The sequence below is a fragment of the Thermoplasma sp. genome (genome assembly GCF_023256435.1).
Taxonomy (GTDB): Archaea; Thermoplasmatota; Thermoplasmata; order Thermoplasmatales; family Thermoplasmataceae; genus Thermoplasma.
On record NZ_JAGDXM010000041.1, the window covers coordinates 38,547 to 55,528 of the forward strand.

The 16,982-nt window shown below is 43.5% G+C and carries 19 protein-coding genes; 10 read left to right on the forward strand and 9 right to left on the reverse strand.

Features of this window, described 5'->3' with window-relative positions:
- Window positions 1–21 precede the first annotated feature (21 nt).
- Window positions 22–609, reverse strand: a complete 588-nt coding sequence (locus Q0C15_RS05485; RefSeq protein WP_297217148.1) for a YceI family protein — start codon at window positions 607–609, stop codon at window positions 22–24.
- A 225-nt stretch (window positions 610–834) separates the two neighbouring features.
- Here Q0C15_RS05485 and Q0C15_RS05490 point away from each other — a divergent pair, with 225 nt between their 5' ends.
- Together Q0C15_RS05490 and Q0C15_RS05495 are read left to right on the forward strand one after the other, a co-directional pair.
- A complete protein-coding gene (locus Q0C15_RS05490; RefSeq protein ID WP_110642298.1) occupies window positions 835–1,563 on the forward strand; it encodes a Rieske 2Fe-2S domain-containing protein in 729 nt (242 codons plus the stop codon).
- A 1-nt stretch (window position 1,564) separates the two neighbouring features.
- The gene (locus Q0C15_RS05495) at window positions 1,565–3,187 is read left to right on the forward strand and encodes a cytochrome bc complex cytochrome b subunit (RefSeq protein WP_297217190.1); all 1,623 of its coding nucleotides are present in this window, start codon (window positions 1,565–1,567) and stop codon (window positions 3,185–3,187) included.
- 3 nt (window positions 3,188–3,190) lie between these two features.
- On the opposite strand, the gene prpB is transcribed toward Q0C15_RS05495, so the two are convergent.
- The 4 genes from prpB to Q0C15_RS05515 form a co-directional block, all read right to left on the reverse strand.
- Complete coding sequence (gene prpB, locus Q0C15_RS05500) at window positions 3,191–4,075, reverse strand: methylisocitrate lyase (protein WP_297217151.1); 885 nt, start codon at window positions 4,073–4,075, stop codon at window positions 3,191–3,193.
- Entirely contained in the window at window positions 4,062–5,381 is a 1,320-nt protein-coding gene (locus tag Q0C15_RS05505) for an MmgE/PrpD family protein (protein ID WP_297217153.1), read from the reverse strand. The genes prpB and Q0C15_RS05505 overlap by 14 nt, the downstream gene beginning before the upstream one ends.
- A gap of 602 nt (window positions 5,382–5,983) precedes the next feature.
- A complete protein-coding gene (gene tatC, locus Q0C15_RS05510; protein WP_297217155.1) occupies window positions 5,984–6,799 on the reverse strand; it encodes a Sec-independent protein translocase TatC in 816 nt (271 codons plus the stop codon).
- Complete coding sequence (locus tag Q0C15_RS05515; protein ID WP_110642290.1) at window positions 6,789–7,097, reverse strand: twin-arginine translocase TatA/TatE family subunit; 309 nt, start codon at window positions 7,095–7,097, stop codon at window positions 6,789–6,791. The genes tatC and Q0C15_RS05515 overlap by 11 nt, the downstream gene beginning before the upstream one ends.
- A gap of 390 nt (window positions 7,098–7,487) precedes the next feature.
- Between Q0C15_RS05515 and Q0C15_RS05520 the strand changes: the two genes are divergently transcribed.
- The 5 genes from Q0C15_RS05520 to Q0C15_RS05540 are packed head-to-tail and all read left to right on the forward strand — an operon-like array spanning window position 7,488 to window position 10,257.
- Entirely contained in the window at window positions 7,488–8,330 is an 843-nt protein-coding gene (locus Q0C15_RS05520) for a ubiquinol-cytochrome c reductase iron-sulfur subunit (RefSeq protein ID WP_297217158.1), read from the forward strand.
- 3 nt (window positions 8,331–8,333) lie between these two features.
- A complete protein-coding gene (locus tag Q0C15_RS05525; protein WP_297217160.1) occupies window positions 8,334–9,506 on the forward strand; it encodes a cytochrome bc complex cytochrome b subunit in 1,173 nt (390 codons plus the stop codon).
- Window positions 9,503–9,694 carry a hypothetical protein gene (locus tag Q0C15_RS05530; protein WP_297217162.1) on the forward strand — a complete coding sequence of 64 codons (192 nt, stop codon included), beginning with the start codon at window positions 9,503–9,505 and terminating at the stop codon, window positions 9,692–9,694. The genes Q0C15_RS05525 and Q0C15_RS05530 overlap by 4 nt, the downstream gene beginning before the upstream one ends.
- Window positions 9,695–10,033 carry a hypothetical protein gene (locus Q0C15_RS05535; protein WP_297217164.1) on the forward strand — a complete coding sequence of 113 codons (339 nt, stop codon included), beginning with the start codon at window positions 9,695–9,697 and terminating at the stop codon, window positions 10,031–10,033.
- Window positions 10,034–10,053: 20 nt separating this feature from the next.
- The gene (locus Q0C15_RS05540; protein ID WP_297217166.1) at window positions 10,054–10,257 is read left to right on the forward strand and encodes a hypothetical protein; all 204 of its coding nucleotides are present in this window, start codon (window positions 10,054–10,056) and stop codon (window positions 10,255–10,257) included.
- A 9-nt stretch (window positions 10,258–10,266) separates the two neighbouring features.
- On the opposite strand, the gene Q0C15_RS05545 is transcribed toward Q0C15_RS05540, so the two are convergent.
- From Q0C15_RS05545 to Q0C15_RS05560, 4 genes are all read right to left on the reverse strand, one after another.
- A complete protein-coding gene (locus tag Q0C15_RS05545) occupies window positions 10,267–10,779 on the reverse strand; it encodes a TRASH domain-containing protein (RefSeq protein WP_297217168.1) in 513 nt (170 codons plus the stop codon).
- Between the two features lie 128 nt (window positions 10,780–10,907).
- Window positions 10,908–11,078 carry an AbrB/MazE/SpoVT family DNA-binding domain-containing protein gene (locus Q0C15_RS05550; RefSeq protein ID WP_110642276.1) on the reverse strand — a complete coding sequence of 57 codons (171 nt, stop codon included), beginning with the start codon at window positions 11,076–11,078 and terminating at the stop codon, window positions 10,908–10,910.
- A gap of 37 nt (window positions 11,079–11,115) precedes the next feature.
- Window positions 11,116–13,029, reverse strand: a complete 1,914-nt coding sequence (locus Q0C15_RS05555; RefSeq protein WP_297217170.1) for a type IV secretion system DNA-binding domain-containing protein — start codon at window positions 13,027–13,029, stop codon at window positions 11,116–11,118.
- Window positions 13,022–13,648: a hypothetical protein gene (locus tag Q0C15_RS05560; RefSeq protein ID WP_297217172.1), complete on the reverse strand. Its 627-nt coding sequence runs from the start codon at window positions 13,646–13,648 to the stop codon at window positions 13,022–13,024. Before Q0C15_RS05560 ends, Q0C15_RS05555 begins: the two co-directional genes overlap by 8 nt.
- Before the next feature lie 478 nt (window positions 13,649–14,126).
- On the opposite strand from Q0C15_RS05560, the gene Q0C15_RS05565 reads away from it, so the two are divergent.
- The 3 genes from Q0C15_RS05565 to Q0C15_RS05575 form a co-directional block, all read left to right on the forward strand.
- Complete coding sequence (locus Q0C15_RS05565) at window positions 14,127–14,729, forward strand: thymidine kinase (RefSeq protein WP_297217174.1); 603 nt, start codon at window positions 14,127–14,129, stop codon at window positions 14,727–14,729.
- A 59-nt stretch (window positions 14,730–14,788) separates the two neighbouring features.
- Window positions 14,789–16,186 (forward strand): cytosine permease, encoded by a 1,398-nt coding sequence (locus Q0C15_RS05570; RefSeq protein ID WP_297217176.1) that lies wholly within the window; start codon window positions 14,789–14,791, stop codon window positions 16,184–16,186.
- Between the two features lie 61 nt (window positions 16,187–16,247).
- Window positions 16,248–16,982 (forward strand): s-methyl-5-thioribose-1-phosphate isomerase (locus Q0C15_RS05575; protein WP_297217178.1); only part of this gene is annotated, 735 nt, incomplete at its 3' end.

Below are 16,982 nucleotides of genomic sequence, written 5' to 3' on the forward strand. Positions count from 1 at the left end.
GCTTCGGAATAAAAACCTCCTCTATCTCCGATGTGATGAGGCGCGGGTTGAAGAAGATAGTGATGGAGTATTTCCGAGATTCTCTGGGATGATCTCCCCTCTGAAGAATGAAAGGAAGATGCTAAGATTTGCCTCAGATCCTATCATCAATCCCGGCTTAAGTGGAGATTGCCATCTCAGCCCAAAATCCTGAGTTCTTATTTTTCCGGTTATTCTGAGTTCTATCTTTTCCCTGTTGACCGATATGATAAGAACATTTAAGGGCACGATCTCTTCAATCTCCTTTATCCTGATGTTGAAGTTGACGGGTTTGCTTGGGAGCTGCTTTAGATCTACTTCTCTGGCTTCGGCTTCTATATATCTGTATTCTGAGGTGTTGAAATAGCCCTTCTTCATCAGGTTCCTGTCCCTAACACTGTTTCCCGTCTGAACGCTGGAGACATCGATCCTGAGCAAAGCTCTATCCACGAACTCCTCATCGTTCAAAGATAGGCAGCCCGAGAAATTCCGGAATTGCCCGGACACCTTTGACAGGACAAGGTGTGTGATCGTGAAATTTATCTGAGATCTTTCTGGGCTGAGAACATAATTGCATGTCCGGGATTCCATATATTTTCAATACGTAATGACATAAAAGACATTAATCTTAAGTGTTAGGTATTAAGAGATGATCGTCTGGTATTCATGGGAATATTAACCTGAATAGTTAGGTTAAGTGTTTATTTTACCAGCTTGCCTAGAAGAAACAATCAGGCATTATTATGAATCTGGAGGTGTTATAACACGGTAGATACCCCTAAAGATAAGAAATGCAATAATAATCAGGATAAGGAAGTGGTTGATGATCCAGGGCGCAGGAATTTTATAAAAGCAATGGGTATAATTTCCATAGCAGCTGTGGCTGGACTTTCTCTGAGAAGCCTCATTCAAAACATCATACCACCACAGGAGGTAACGTCATCCACGTTCCCCACGTTGACTCTGGTCGATAGCAAGACAGGACAGCCCGTAAAAACAAGCGATCTGACTGTGAATTCGCCAGATATAGTGGTATTCAACTATCCGTTGCAGAATGAACCAAATTTTCTGCTCAGGCTCGGCAATGCAAACGGCCAGGACGTGGCGATAAAGCCAGTCACCGTAAAGATACCCGCTACGGGGCAGACGTATACCTCGCCGGGAGGTGTAGGTCCATACAAATCCGTCGTAGCTTCAAGCGCAATATGCCAGCATCTCGGCTGCGTACCACCAGAGATCCACTACTATCCGCCAGGCACATCTATACCTAATACCAGCATATCTGGATCCTCTAACCATGGCCTCGTGCACTGCAATTGCCATGGGAGCACATATGATCCTCTGAACGGTTTTTCTGTCGTCACCGGTCCTACTACTCATCCTCTTCCAAGCGTTGTGCTCTCATATGATGCATCCAGTGACACCTATAAGGCTGTATCCATGGTGGGCCCCACTATTTACGGTCACAGCAGCGACCTCTCAGGGGGAACCGCAATATCTGGAACAAGTACCGATGTTGTGAATGAAGGAGTACCTTCTACATGAGGTGTTTCAATTGCAAGAAAAGAAACCAGAGGATTATGAAAAGATCGTTAACATAATAAATAATCCGGAACCTTTGCCAAGACGCGTACCAGATTACATGCGCAAGAAGGGTGGAGTTTGGTTCTGGACGGGTGCTCTCACGATGTTTGCCTTCATCTATGAGGTGATCACCGGGCTCATAATGCTTTTCTATTATGAACCTTCAAATGCGTATACGAGCACAGAGAATTTTCTGCACACAGTTCCATATGGCGAAATAATTCTCACAACGCACCTCTACGGCGCTTACATAATGATAGCTCTGCTCTATGTGCATCTGCTGAGGAATCTGTTTGTAGGAGCTTATAAGAGACCAAGACGGGATCAGTTTCTCTCTGGAATCCTGCTGCTGTTGCTCACGCTTGGTGTAGGATATTTCGGATATTCGCTGAGCGGCGATGTCCTTTCTGCGGATGCGACTGATGTTGGCAGGGGTATAGCACAGGGATTTCCAGTTATAGGAAATTACATAATGGAGATCATATTTGGAAACGGTACACAGGTCTCTCTCTTCCACCGCCTGCTTGCATGGCATATTCTGTTTGCCGGCCTCATTGCTGTGGTTGTTGCTGCACACTTTTTCCTGGCTGAAGCAAGGACCATAATGCCAAAGAGAAGCGAGACCAATTACATGGCACCGGCGATCGACAAAGAGAAGCCAGATTACAAACCCTGGTACCCATACAATATGGTGTACATGGTTGAACTTGGATTCTTTTCATTTGCGGCCATATTTATCCTTCCAGCCCTTGCCGCACTTTTGCCGGGAGTTCCAACTCTATTCTCTCCTTTCCCGCAGGTGGCTCCAGGAAATCCAGCAGCATCGTCTGTGCCTGCCTATCCGCCATGGTTCCTGCTCTTCATGTACAAAGAGCTGGATTTCCAGTTTGCGCAGGGTATAGGTCCGTTCTGGGCAACCGTCATATTTGCTGGTTTCCCATTGGTGTATCTTATAATTCTACCCTACATAGATAATACGTTCTCGCTGAAGCTGTCGGATAGACCAATATTTACAGGCTTGGCAGTAACGGGTATCTTTTACCTGATCGGTCTTTCCGTTTGGGGAGCATTGACACCTGGAATACAGATACCAACTGGAGATGCGGTTCTATTCTTTGTAATACCCCTATTGGTTGTTTTACCGATCACCTGGGTCGTAGCGAAATACTTCAGAATGGGAAAGATAAACTACAACCATATAGCTGTCATAGGATCAGCACCAATAATAGGCTTCTTCGCTTTCGAGCTGGGCGTAATACTTCCAGGATACTTCAGAGGAGATGGAGGAATATATCTGGAGGCATCAATATTTCTGGCGGTTTTGATAGTGCTCATACTGCTTATACTTATGAAATCTGCAGGATACTTCACATCAAGCGTCAAGAAGACTGAGACTAACAGATACTTCTATATAGCTATTGCGGCTGTTCTAGGCTTCTTCTCTCTGTTTCTGGCGACCATAGTATCCATAATGAATCCGACATCGATAACTGATGAAGCCTTCTACTCACTTGCGATAGGAATAATAATGATATCACTCGGATCTATAACAAAAATTTACAGAAAAATAACATATAATGAATAAAATTTATATTTTATAGAAAACGTTATCCTCTTTTTCATAATCATAGTAGCCTATGAGATCATAAAATTCTGATCTTCGCATTATTCTGTCAAGGAAATTTCTCTGCGTACCGTCTTTCATAAGGTCTTTGTAGATAGAATCGATGGCTTTGAGCATGCCGCGGAAAGCGGTCAGAGGGAATATGACGATATTGTATCCTATCTCCTTCAGATCAGCTACTGAGAGAAGCGGGGACTTTCCGTCTTCAGTCATATTGGCCATCAGGTAGCCTTTGACCTTTTTTCTCATCTCAACAAATTCTTCTCTGCTCTCCAGCGCTTCGGTGAATATTGCATCTGCCCCGGCCTCAAGATAGGCATTGGCTCGATCTATGGCGTCTTCGATCCCGTTTATCGATCTGGCATCGGTTCTGGCTATTATCATGAAATCGTCATTTTTTCTCGTGGAAACTGCAGCTCTTATCTTACGTACCATGTCATCGCGATCGATAACACGTTTTCCATTGAGATGGCCGCATTTCTTTGGCTGTTCCTGGTCTTCTATGTGTATCGCAGCCGCACCGGCATCCTCTAACATGCGGACTGTGCGCATTACGTTGACAGTTTCCCCAAAGCCTGTGTCAACATCGACTATGAGCGGCATTCGCGTAACGGTGGTTACCCGGTAGGTCTCTGCTGCAACCTCCGGAAGAGTTGTAACTGAAAGATCCGGCAGCCCCATCATGCCCGCAACTCCTGATCCAGAAAGGTAGGCCGCTCTGAATCCAGCCCTTTCTGCAACTATTGCGGATATGCCGCTGAACACTCCAGGAGCAACAACGATATCTCTCTTAAGCAACCCTCTCAGCTCCGAGGGACCGCCATTGACGTTATCCTTAAGCCTTGACACTGTTGATCACCTCGAATATTTCCTTAGAATCCATCTTCTCCAAGTTTTTCAGATCATTGACGAGAGCCACAAGATTCTTGTCAACGCGATCCGCCTTTTTCATCACATCTTCCCATGTGTATGGATCTTTGAAGTGACCCTTTGGGACATCTATCTCAAGCTCCTTTCTGCCGTCATCATCCTCTATCTCTATTCTGACAGGTAAATACTCCGGATACATTGCATTGAATTTTTCAGAGACGTTAAACTTCATCCTGTCTATCAGGTTCAAAATTTTTTCGTCCTTCAGATACCTTGCATCATAGGAATTGACGTCTGGTTCGCCGTACAGAAGGGTATAGGCGATTATGTAGGGCATGCTGTGATCAGCGGTTTCCTTATTCTCCGGTCTCAGTTTCTCCGGATCCTTAACTATGATAGTGTGGGCGACCTTAAATGTATCAACATTTATGGTCTTTATACTGCCCTTCACCTGTTTCCTCAATTCTGATGCAGCCTGTGCGGCGCTCATAGCATGGTATTCCACAGGATAGTTCTTGATCATCGTCTTAAGTACATGTGATGATATACTAAGATCGAATGGGCCAGATACCTGTTTTTTGAATCCCATCTCGCCATCGAATATATCTGATGGGCCGGTAAGACCGGATCTGGCGTTCAAAGCCGCCATCAGCGAGGACATGGTCTGATAGGCCACGGTGCAGCCCTTCCACATGCTCAGCTTTCCTGCCCTTGTCTGCCTCATGCTCACGTTGTTTATTATGCCGAGTGAAACAGCATTCTCGAACTTATCGTCATCAAGATCCAGTATGGCCGATATCCCGGCAGAGGATGATATGGAATCATAATTGACGTGATCCCATCCACGATCCCTTATGGATACGGCGTCAGCAAGAGAACACACCACATCGTAAGCTATCTTCAGGCCCCTTATTATCTCCCTTCCGTCAGCCTCAGCAATATGGGCAGCAGCAAGTATAGGCGGCACATTGTCTGAAGGGTGGAGTGCCTCCTTTGACAGATAAGTATCATTGTAATCCATGTATCTTGTCATACATCCGTTAATCATCACCGCGTACGGAGAAAAAACATCTCTTTTCTTGAAATAAACGGGCGTGTTGACCTTCGACCTGACGTCTCCAAGCACGTCAATGAGAATATTTACAGGTGGCGAATTTCTGGCCGTATAGGCCGTTATTATGGAATCTGCAATTCTCATCTTCAGTGCCTCTACCTCTTCTTTTGGTATCCTGGAATAAGAAACGCTATCTGCATAGTCTTTTATCTGCTTGACCACGGAATCCATGATATGGTTATAGCGTGCAATTATAAATGAGTTGGGAGACCAGATTATACTCATAAATTTTCAGGAAGTTGGGTCAATAGAAATAGCAAATTAGAATCGTACCATCGTCTTATGGTTAGGCGTAATAGTAATTCAGACCATGATATTTATCAAAAATCGTCTGGCATCCGGATTAAGGCGGGAAACTTAGATCTAGGAAATGTGCGTTCAATGGGAGTGTCATGATCACAGATGTGTTTTAAAGAGAAGTTAGTGGTTAGGGGTGGCGGTAATTTTCCTTCTTCGGACAGGAGATGCACAGACTTCCCCAAATAGAATGATTTATAAACTGTCCTTCCATATTTTTGTATCATCCACGATAAACAAGTGGATGACACTTGAGTAAAATCGCTCAGATCCGAATACACGCCTGTGGTTATAGAGATATATGGTTTGTACGGATGTCCGGAAAGGTAGAGATATCTTCGATGAAAGGAGAAATCGAAGATTCAGCTGAGAAGTAGCTCACCGCTGTGAAATTCTGATACTTGAGTTCTAGAACGGCTGACGCTGTACGGATTCTTCAGGAATACAGACAGAGTTCTAACGTTGCATCACAGCATTCAATCAGCAGCAACGGAATACACGCCTTCATCACTCTTCTCTACCCGCTTTGCTATAAAAGCGCCAAGAACATAGAGGGCCATCATCGGAAGCGCCATTATCATCATGCTTACACCTAGCACTCCAGGAGAAAATATCAGGCCGAAAATGAGGGATCCCACAACTGCATATCTCCAGTTTCTGAGCCAGAAACTGGCCGGGACGATCTTCAATTTGGTCAGGCCCACCATTATCACGGGCATCTCAAAGGATAGACCGAATGAGGCAATATACATGAAGAAGAATGAGGTATAATTTGCAATACCCATCGTTGGAGAGGATCCAACGGCGAAATCAAAATAGAAAAAGATCCTGAACAATACAGGAAACACGTACCAGAAGCCGAATAAGCTTCCAATTGCGAACAAAATGGCGGCTGGTATCCCAAGACTCCTGATGGCCTGCAGTTCTCTCCTCTTGAGACCAGGTGCTACAAATTTTCCAATCTCTATGACTATAAAGGGCATGCTGAAAAGCAGGGCTAGAAACATGACGCTGTAAATATCAGCCACCATTGCGTCAGTTGGCTTAAGTGCAATGAGTTCAACGTTCTTGGGAAGAACATGATATTCAGAAAGTTTCAGAAACTGTGCTCCCGCATTATCGTATGGATCAGGATAAAGGAGTGGAATTCGCATGCCTAGGATGCGATAATATTCCACCTTAAACGTAAAGAATATGAGGAAAAAAACGAAAAAGGCTATAAGGGCTCGTACAGCTCTAACTCGCAATTCGTCGATGTTTTTCTGTATTATATCCAACAATTCACTGGGCATGCTGGAGTTTTTCCTGTATCTCTGCCTTGAGCTCCTCTGTGCTCTTGCCCTCAGTATCTATACCCATGGTTTTTGCCACTGCGATGTAATCCACCCCATTGGCTGGATTAGACTGCGCTGATGGTGTTTTGGAGTACATGGCCTTTCTTATCTCTTCTTCGACCTCCATCTGGCCCCTCTTGAATTCTCCTGTAGCCCTACCTATATTCTTTGCCAGTTCTGGAACCTTCTTCGCACTTCCAAAAAGAACTAGAATCGCAACGATAACTATTAACCATTCAATGGCTGAATCAAGCATATAATCGATCAATCAATAATTTACCATATTTAATCTTTGTCTCTAAAAGGATAGGCATCCGCAACCTATTTTTGCTTAAAGACCGGTAGGTATTGGACTTTTTCTCGCTATGTCTCAATTATCTATTATATTATAAATGTTAAAAATTGACCAATTCCAATTATTATGAGATTACTAAAAATATTTATACTATTGCATAAATGTAGTTGACATTGGTCAGGTATTCTAATTTAATCAATATTAATAAAATACATCGAATAAATTTATACAACCTTATTATAATGCTCCCGCTAAAAATATAGTCGTATAGCGATATATTTATTCGTTTGATTTGATGTTTCTGTTATATTTAACATAATAATTAAGTAATATAATTTTTTGTAGTTGAGTATGCGTAGTAAAGCCGGAGGATCCACAGATTCTGTTGATGAAAGCCGAAGATCCTTTTTGAAGGGAGCGATGCTCTCCCTCTTTTCAGTCGCAATAGGGGGGATATCTCTTGAGCGATTCTTTGTTCCGACTACAAGAAATGTACCGGTGACATCATATAACGGCAAATATCCCACAGCACTTCTTGTTGATCCAGATAATAATCCCATAACGGCATCAGAAATACCTTATGCCACCCCTTCCAGTAGCAGTTATCCCATATTGGTATTCAACTACCCACTTCAGGACGAGCCAAATATCCTAATCAGGCTCAGAAATGTTACAATACCAAACGCAATTCACATTAAAAATTCTGAGGGTGGAACTGATAGCATTACAGCTTATAGCGGTATATGCCAGCATCTCGGCTGTACAGTTCCTCTGCTTGATTATCATCCTGGCAATTCTATTCCATTTGAAGCACAGCTTATTGGCTACACAAAGTCTAACTGGCCTACATATGGTCTGATATACTGCAAATGCCATGGGAGTCAGTATGATCCTGTAAGAGGGCCACATAATCTATACAATTCAGGGCCAGCGCCGAGCCCAGCTAATCATTCGCTTCCGCAGGTTTTATTCTATCATGATCCCACAACCGATTATCTGTACGCTGTTGGGATGAATCCCGTGAACGCGGTTATAAGGACGCATCTATGGCAGCCCAATGGAGAGGTATATGGGCCAGAGGTGGTGGAGGAAAACCTTTCGGGAGGATCCGCGCTTCCATATGATAATACGATTGGTAATTACAAGACAATCGTTGTGTCTAGTTCCAACTATAAATGGAGCGGGAGGTTCTGATATATGGAAAAGAATGAATACGATATAACAAAGCTAATGGAGGAGGATACTGAATATCCTGGATCATATAAAATAGTGCTTAGGCCAATATCCAGAAAGGAATTCAGGTTGGATTACTGGACCGGATCATTCCTGATGGCTGCGGTTGCCTATCTTGCCGTTTCAGGAATGCTGCTATTCTATTATTATCAGAGCGGGCATCCATACTCATCCACGTTGGCTATAACTACAACTGTACCATTCGGTTATGCACTCCTCACATCACATCTTTACATGGCTTATGCGATGATAGTTCTGGTCTATGCCCATATGTTGAGAAATTATTTCGTGGGGGCATATAAGGGGAAATGGCGCTGGTTACAGTGGATCCTTGGAGTCGTGCTCTTCATACTTGTCTATACGACGGCGATAGTTGGATATATGCTCACCTACACTTATATTAGTGTTGCCGCAACGCATGTAGGGGAGCTTCTGATAGAGAGAAGCATAATTGGAAGACTCCTGCCAGGTTTATCCAACTGGCTCATTTCCATTCTTGTTGGAAACGGCACGACAGCACAGACGTTTTCGCATATACTAGGTCTCCATGTTATGATCCTATCCACACTCATAATAATCGTAGCATTTGTACACTTCTTTCTCTTTGAAAAGTCTGGACCCTATGGCGTGAAATATGAAAAGAACGAAAGGATGGTTCCATGGTTCCCCGTTAACTTGCTTTATACGGTTTTTCTCTCACTCATGTTCATAGGAATAATACTGGTATTCTCCGCAGTCTTCCCACAGGTTATACCAGACGCGTACGGCCTTCCTGCCTACGGAACGCTACCATTCCCGGATTGGTATATATTGCCTGTGTATAAGCTAATGGATACCGCTGGCTACGGACTGACCACCGGTGGTGTACCTCTAGTCCTCGCCTTCTTTGTATTCTTGCTTATACTTCCATTCATCGACAGGTATAAGGGTACGCATCCTCTGGACAGGCCAGCGATAACAGCGTTTGGAGTGTTCATCATAGTCGGCATACCTACAATAGCTCTATGGGGAGCAAGCCAGCCTGGGCTGTCCCAGACAAGGCTGCTGACCATGTTCATGTGGTGGGGTATAACGTTTGTCTCCTTTGCCACAGTTTATGCCATGAGGTTTGCGAGAAAGGATGGTGAGGAATCATGAATGGATCCGTTAAAGCGGTGTATTCCATCGGTGGTCTTCAGTTAATAATAGCCGTTGTACTGTGGATAATAGCGCTGAGCAATAGTACTGGAGATCAGAGGGTCTGGGCTGTTGTATTTGCTGTGGACCTTATACTGAGCGGCGTGATAGCATTCATAATAATGAGACATGAGATGGAGGTGGGATAAATGGATAGATTTTCACTCAAACTCTATTATTCTTCGATGATGGTTTATATATTCGGATCCATCACGCTGATACTGTACACGCTGATAATCAAACCCATAGCTGTTATGTACCATGAGCCCATAAGTCAGATGACGTCTCCGGTTTTTGGAAGCTACGGCCGGTATCTCTTTTCGCTTGAACTATTCACAATAATCGTCATGGTGGCATCGCTCATACTTTACGCGATATCGATATATCACAACTACTCTAGAAATGGGAAGATCTCGATGCGGACGGTTATAACACCACTGATCCTTTACGCATTCGCATTTGTGTTGCTGGGGGTGAGCGGATTTTGAAGAGCATACAACGTATGATTATGGAGAAAAAGAGGTCATATGGGAAGGTGATCGCCGGCATAGTGCTTCTGATAATCTCAATACCGGTGTTTCTCGATTACCAGATGTTTCCAACTATAAACAGCCAGATAGGACCACATCAGATAGGTAGCTGGCTTGCCCTGCTCTTCTCTTTTGTGGGGTTTGTGCTCCTGATAATGGGTATGGGTGAGCTTGACATATGATGCTGGCAGCTATTCATTCTTCAACCTCTTTTTGATGTCGTGCTCACAGTTAGGGCAGCATACATAATAGTCTTTGTTGTGACTATGAACGATTATGGGTTCTCCCTCTATGGCCTTTCCGCAGTAATCACATACCTTTGCAGTTCTGGCTTCCATCGCCTTGCCGAATTTCCTACCTGTGGATATCCACAAGGATTCATATGGAAACCCCATGGAAAGTGCCGATCTGTCCAATATTAAGAGGTGCTTTCCATTGCTGAGTGAGAAATCTTCGTATACGACATGTTCAGGTATATCCATCGGGCCATTCACTATGGCTATAACGGTCTCAAGGTGGTCATCATTCATCCTTATGGTGTATCCTGTTATGACGCCGTCATCTTCTAGTTTTCTTATGATCTGAGCGACAGTATTTCTGCTGATTCCTGTATCCTCAGATATTTCCTCTATGGAGATTCTGGAATTGTTATATAAAGAACGCAGAACCATCAATTCCCTCTTTGTGAGGTTCCTATCCGCCATAGGAACATATCACATTGGGAGAATAAAGCATTTGCTGGCTTGTGTCTGACAAAATTTTCTGGATAACGCAATATTTTATCTCATAATATTAGGCATCATGTAAATCATGTTTCGATATAACACACACCTCACTTCAAAAGATCGATGTATATCCTTCCATCTTCCGATTCATAAAATGCAATAAGATCTTCATCCTTGAAGTTTAGTTTTTTCAGTACTTTCTTGGGAATTGTAACTCTGACAGAAGCACCTCTTTTTGTCATCCTAGCGATATCCATTATCCTTTTATTGTCAGTCATATCAAGACACTATTAAGAACTAGTATAATCTTTTTTCCTAGTGGAATTTCAATTTTGTATTTAAAAAAATGTCATACAATGAAATAATTCCGTTTTCGCCAAAGATTGATTTTATAAAATTAGTATCAAAATTTAAAAATGAAATAATTTCATTCTTTCTCATAATGTATAGGCTGCGGCTCTTCATCAGATTATAAATTGCGATCATAGCTGGCCCATATTTATTCTTCTTCAATCTCTTGATGAATGGGCTCTCATTAAGGATTGATAAGCTGAATTTATATTTTTTGCCGGAGAAATAATATATTGGCCTGATATCAGGCGATACGATCCAGATCCTCTCGAATATCCCTGAGAGATCCGATATATGTGCTCTGGCAGAACCACCAAAATTTATTGTCCCATCGCTCTGTATATCCCTCCTTTTGAATACCAGATCGTATAGATCTACGATTCTGTCTCCATCGGTGATGAATATTAGGTTGTAATTCCTATAATTTCGGATCTTCTCCAGCACGCGATCTGGATGCTGAAGATCGGAAATTTCTGATTCCACTATATATACGGATCCTCCAAGATAAAAATGCATATCCGGTATCAGATTGGAGAAATGCCCAAACTGCACCTTGACTCCGTTTTCATTTAGGTATCGCGCAAAATCCATTATAAGTTGCGAATGCAAGGTGATCTTAGTCTTATTTTCCTGTCTTTTTTCCATTGAAAAACCATATTTCAAAATGCTTCTCTGTATCCTATCGTCTTTGGCGACATTGGGTGGAATGAAGGAAAGCGAGGTTGGCGCAATCATTTGGTCGCTGGACCAGACAACCAATTTATGTAGATGCTGCTCAGTTAGTACGCTCATCATTCTTCGTCTCTGATCCTCCTTGGTAGTTCTGGAAAGCAGGGCGGCGTCTGCCGGAGAAACCTGAAACGAAATATAATTCCTGACGTTTCCGAAGAGCGCTGCCTGATATGAGGCGGCCTGATCCATATACTGATTTGACAGAACAAGGCGCATTCCATACTTTCTCCCCTCACTCAAGATGGTTTCAAGTATTCCGGCGGGTATGTTCTGCGCCTCGTCCACAAATATATACGTATTGACTATTTTGCCCGCCTCATAGCGCTTGATCGAATCGAACCATATCTTCATAAGCATGAGATATGAAACCTGCGATGAGGCATCCGGTGGTATCTTCCCCTTGGAGACATCGACAAATACCAGCTTGCCCGGTTCAGACATAATCGAATAAAGATCGAGTGATCTCTCAGATGATACAAGAGGATAGATCCTGTCCGATGATATTATAGGAAGTATCTTGTTCAATGTAGAAGCGGAGTATTCTCTCCAGTACGATCTGTCGGATATGAATCCGCTGATGAGATCCTTCACCGGGCCATCTCTCAGCTCTGATACAAAAGATCTCGTCTTGACTGGGGTTGCCATTATGCTGAAAAATTTTGAAAGCGTGGGTGTTTCCGTATTTTTAATGAATTCAGAAAGGACCGATCTGAACATCACATCCAGCCTGGGCCCCCATGTATTATTTGAGAATGATGAGGAAGAGAATATGGATCTGATCCAGCCGGCGGTCATATCCGGATCCGCATCCTGATCAAGCACGTTCATCATTATTCTGATATCATCGTTTCCGTATCTGACGCTGTCAGTACCGATATAGATGATCTCTCTTTCAGATGCGTAGACTGAATCCATAAGCGTTCCATGCGGATCAATAATCACCATATTTCCATCGACACGATCCATATTCTTGATCAGGAAACGCAGATAACTTGATTTTCCTGTTCCTGTCTTTCCTGTTATGGAAAGATGCCCTGACAGAGCATCCTCATTGATGAAATAGGGAGATCCATCTATCTGATAGCCTATGAGTATTCCTGATCGAAACTTACATTTCGAATATATCGAAGGCTCGTAATCAAACATCTATATCAACTGGTATACGTACAAAATTGATGAGATTGAATGTGTAGCGCATTTTGTTATCCATGATTATGGGAAGGAGCATACTTCTCCTTATTCTGACACCATGCCTCATTCTGAGGTATCCAAGTGTCTGCTCGAACAGGGCAAATATACCGTCCGTATTGAGTGCAGATGGGCCAACTGTAACATCGATATAGACTGAATATCTTATTGTTGATCTGGATCTACCAGAAATTATGCTGCATCGGTACGTCAGATCTATATCTGGGAACGTATGATGGAATGACACTAAGCTGTCTATCAGATCTGGAAAATAGAACTCCCCCGATCTTCTGTCCCCATGCCACATCAGATATCGCCTCCAGTTTTTATTACGCAGATCGGGGGTTTCCGGGGCAACGTAGCTAGGATAAAGTCTCATAAAGAATCTGCTTATGAAGTTGAAACTGGTATGGTCATCGCTTCCCACAAAGAAATGAACTTTCCCATCTCTACATTCAACAAAAAATTCATTCGTGGATCTTCCTATAGGCAGAAGGAGCTGGGAGAAGGATCTGTAAATTTTGAAATCCGTCCGCAGATCGGATCCAGTGAAAACGATCTTCCCAAAGTGATGCATTCTGTATTATTATGAGCAATTATATTTATTTTATCATATAAATTAATTTGCCTTTTTCAATTAAAAAGAATAAAAACTTTTGCAACATCTCCAAGACGTCGGTTGCTCCTCAGCTGAATCTTCGATTTCTCCTTTCAGCGAAGAGCCCTATGTATTTCCGAACATCCGGACAAGCCCTATATCATTATATCCGCAGGCATGGGTCCTTACTGTACCGATCCCATTCAAGTGCTGCTTCGTTCGGTTATTGTTGAGGATAAAAATGGAACGTGGAAAGATTTTTATAAATCCAGCAATTGAGATGATTCAGTATATTTTCTGCTGAAGGTCGGAGTTTTAGAGCTTCCCTCAAACTTCCAACTTTCCTTTAAGTTAGGAAAGCTTGTGTGTTTCATAGCCGATGCACATGAATTATGCATCTTTTTTATCTTACATAACTTCTCAATAAGTTTTTCATAGGAAGACCCATTCAGAATGGATGAGTGGGAACCCCGGGAAGATAATCACCATAACCGGCCCCATGTTCTCTGGAAAGACCTCAAGGTTGATAGAGCTCATGGAGAGGCATATACTGGCCGGAAGGAATGTGACGCTCTTCAAACCAGAAATAGATTCAAGATATTCTGAGAACGAGGTGGTAACGCATAAGGGAATGAAGTTGCCAGCTGTTATTGCGCCTACAGATGAAAGATTTGGAGAATTTCTAGACGCGCATGCGAAGAATTCCGGCATCCTTGGTTTCGATGAGGCCCAGTTCTGGAAGCCATCAGCAAGATTGCCCCAGAGACTTGAGGACCTGGCCAATTCTGGTAGGATCGTGTACGTGGCTGCGCTAAACAGGGATCACTTTGGAAATCCATTTCGGATCACTGCCGATATACTGGCTATATCCGACGAAATATACGTGCTAAGTGCCGTCTGCTCTAAATGCGGGAATGACGCCATATTCACTCAGCGTATCATCAATGGTGTACCGGCATTCGGAGAGATCATACGTATAGGCGGCAAGGATCTATACGAACCACGTTGCAGGAACTGCTTTGTGTGGCCCTCCACGCAGATGCGCATAGGCGACATATGAAGAAAATACGAAATTCGAGATGAGCGATAGCTCAAATACGGGAACGCATTTTCATTTTGATGGATGTCAAAGTAAGCGAGCATGGTATTGAGATAATAGGAGTGGATCCAATTCCGGCAAATGCCAGGATCATGAATTCCTGGAAAATGATGGTGTTCTGGTCCATGGCCAGTGCATCTGCGCTCACCCCACTGATAGGTTATCTTCTTTACCCTCTCGGTCTGATATACATGTTGATCGCAATAACGATCGCATTTTTCATAGGATTCATACCAGTGGGCATATTCTCCGATATGGGAAGGTTAATCCCTGTACCCGCGATGATACTTTCGAGAAGGACACTTGGATATGCCTCATCAAGCATCATGTCGCTTGTTTTCACCTTTGTGAATCTTGGCTGGTTCGGTCTTAACGATATAACTGGAGGGCTCATACTTTCCTCCGTGACATCATCTCCGCCCGTGATATGGATATCCTTCATGGCACTTGTCCAGATACTGCTTGTGATGTTCGGCGCGAAATACCTTGAAAAATTCTATAGATATACGGCTGTACTTCTTGTTCTGAGTTATGCGATTTTGGCCTACCTGCTGTTCACCATATACCATCCCGATATCGCACTTCTTCTCCACCCATCATCGCATGTGAACTGGGGCTCAGCTATAGGGCTTGTCCTTGCATTTTCCATACTCGCCTGGGCCTATAAGGTGTCCACGATAAGCAGATTTGCCAGGAGCAGGGAGAACGGAGAATCAATGCAGAAAAGGATAGGTTACTTCATTGCACCGTCGATAGGAATAATACTGCCGGTCTATCTGATGGGTTCACTCGGCCTAATTTCACAGGCTGTAACTGGGAACTGGAATCTTGCTGCTGTGAGATTCGGAGGCATAGGAGGTCTGGAAAGTCTTATAGCCATAACGGCTTCCATCGGTGCTTCTCTTGCAATAATACACACAAATTCTATGAATCTCTATCCTGCCACGGCGGATCTGCTCTCAGCAATAGAGGGTCTTTTCAAAAGGAACATGAAGAAATATGCGCAGCCCATTTCAACCATGATCCTCGGTTCTCTCGGTGCCGTTTTGGCGTATTTGGGTATTCTCAACTACGCATCCGGGTTCCTCAATATCAGCGGATCCATAATATTTCCATTTACCTTCCTGCTGATAGCTGACTGGTTCATGGTTATTAGAAGGTCGTCCAGATATATGGATCTTTACTCAATACCCAAGACAGGAGTTGGTAATGCAAACATAGCCGGTGTCCTGGGTCTCGTTACAGGTATATTTCTCAACCTTGCCCCTCTGGAACCATTGAATGACGTATTTCTCTATTTTCCACAGGATCTGTTTGGTTCGATCATGGGCATGTTGGTCTTCATCATCATTACGAAGGTGTTGCAAAGGGTGAACGTGGCTCCGGAAGAAAGAGAAGCAGATCGTACCGCTGAATGAAAAGATAGAGGATAATAAAAGTGTATATATCACCTGAAAATGAAGATTCGGGTAATGAAGCATGAAGGTAGTCATTGATGGTGAAGTGAGGACGCTGAAAGCCGTATGGTATGAGGACGATGAGGTGAAGCTGATCGATCAGAGAAAGCTTCCAGAGAAGATAGAGATATTTGAAGCAAAAAATTCAGACGACATCGCCTATGCAATTAAAAATATGGTTGTCAGAGGTGCTCCCGCCATAGGGGTAACTGCGGCCTATGGCCTCGCGATGGCCAAGAAAAAAGGAGAAAATATGGATGAAGCCGTAAGAAAGATCGGATCCACCAGACCGACTGCCTATGATCTTTTCAAGGCAATAAGATACATGCAGATCAATGGATTTGATATGAATTCTGCAAGAAGATATGCGATGGAGATATCAGGCCGCAGCAGGAAAATAGGGGAGATCGGTAATCAGCTCATAGGCCAGAATGCCAGAATTCTCACGCACTGCAACGCTGGAGCTCTTGCGGTTGTGGACTGGGGTACTGCACTCTCTCCCATAAGGATGGCTCATAATGATGGTAAGAATATATTCGTGTTTGTTGATGAGACCAGGCCAAGGCTTCAGGGAGCAAAGTTAACCGCATGGGAGCTCGCACAAGAAGGAGTGGACCACGCAATAATTGCAGATAATGCCGCTGGATTCTACATGAGGCGAAAGGAAGTCGATCTTGTCATAGTTGGTGCCGACAGAATAGCCAGCAACGGCGATTTTGCCAACAAGATTGGTACATATGAAAAGGCCGTCCTTGCA